The organism is Streptomyces sp. WM6386, from assembly GCF_000972385.1.
Lineage (GTDB): Bacteria > Actinomycetota > Actinomycetes > Streptomycetales > Streptomycetaceae > Streptomyces.
Window position 1 is genome coordinate 1 of sequence record NZ_JXTE01000643.1, and the last position, 360, is coordinate 360.

Below are 360 nucleotides of genomic sequence, written 5' to 3' on the forward strand. Positions count from 1 at the left end.
GGTGCCTGCTGGCCAAGGGCGCGGCGGAACTGGCCCAGCACGATCCGACGGTCGCCGGGCGGTCGGCCGAGACCATGACGGCTCTGCTGACCCTGCTGCGGACGGAGATCAGCGCTGCACAGCGCCACGGCGACATCGACAGCGCCGCGGATCCGCAGCGGTTGGCGGCACTGCTGCTGACGGTGGTCCGCGGTATCGAGGCGGTAGGCAAGGCCGGCCTGGACCCGGAGACGCTGCGGAACATCGCAGACACCGCACTGGCGGCACTGCCCATGCCCGAGGGGCACAAACGCCTCGCAGCCGAGCGCAGTCCGGACCGCGAGAAGTGACAGTGCCTCGCTGAAGTCGGCTGCCGCACAC

General features: G+C 71.1%; 1 protein-coding gene. It reads left to right on the forward strand.

Going from position 1 to position 360, the window contains the following annotated elements; genetic code table 11:
• Positions 1 to 329, forward strand: a 329-nt coding sequence (locus TN53_RS43065; RefSeq protein ID WP_046264378.1) for a TetR family transcriptional regulator C-terminal domain-containing protein, incomplete at its 5' end; no start/stop codon positions are given.
• Between the last annotated feature and the right edge of the window lie 31 nt (positions 330 to 360).